Raw genomic sequence first — 816 nt, 5'->3', positions numbered from 1 at the left:
TCCTATTACCAATGTAGGCCATTTTCTGGCCCATCGGGCAGATGTAATGGTCTTGTTTGGGATTGTAATGAAGCTTGTCTGCTGTAAAGGGATGTTTTTTGTTAAAAGTGCGGTTTTGGCTTTTGTCAAACAGGCCATATTTCACAAAAGCAGTTACCTTCTTTTTTTCCAGCAATGTGTAGTTCTCTTCGGAACCATAACCAGCATCGGCTGTCAAAGATTTTGGGGCAGCGCCAAAGCTTTTTTCATGTTGTTCCAGGTGGCTTGCCAGCGTGTTGGTGTCAGTCGTATTAGGGTGAATGGAGTAATTTACGATGAACTGATTAGAGGTCGATATCTGCACATTGTAGGCTGGTTTGAGCTGTCCGTTTTGCATATGGTCCTCTTTCAACTTCATAAACGTCGCGTCGGGGTCCGTTTTGCTGTAACTATTGCGCTCACCTAAAATAGCCTCGTGCTCTTCGTATCGAGCGATATTGGCCGGGTAATGCTTGGTTACATAGCCCAGCTTAGCCTTCATTTTCTTGTCGATGTTTTCTTTCTTGCCAAGCACCTTGTTGAGTGTATCGACCGTATCCTGCACTTTCTCTTTGTTGATCGTAGTCAGGTCAGGCGGCTCGGGCAGGTTGTCCTCGCTGGCGGCCACACTCTGGGCATACTTCCAGATATCGGCCAGCTGCTTCTTCATTTTCTCTTTGTTGGTCGCAATCGCTTTCTTCCAGACAAAGGTGTATTTGTTAGCATTTGCTTCGATCTTGGTGCCATCGGTAAAAACTTCTTCAATGCTTAAATAACCTTCCTGGGCAAGCAAAGTGA

At 45.6% G+C, this 816-nt stretch carries 1 protein-coding gene; it reads right to left on the bottom strand.

From position 1 onward, the window contains the following. On the bottom strand, nt 1–816 hold an 816-nt coding region (locus LZG72_RS29075), incomplete at both ends, for a transposase (protein WP_233878765.1).

The sequence above is a fragment of the Dyadobacter sp. CY323 genome (genome assembly GCF_021390245.1).
Taxonomy (GTDB): domain Bacteria; phylum Bacteroidota; class Bacteroidia; order Cytophagales; family Spirosomataceae; genus Dyadobacter.
This window is presented reverse-complemented; position numbering and strand designations above follow the sequence as displayed.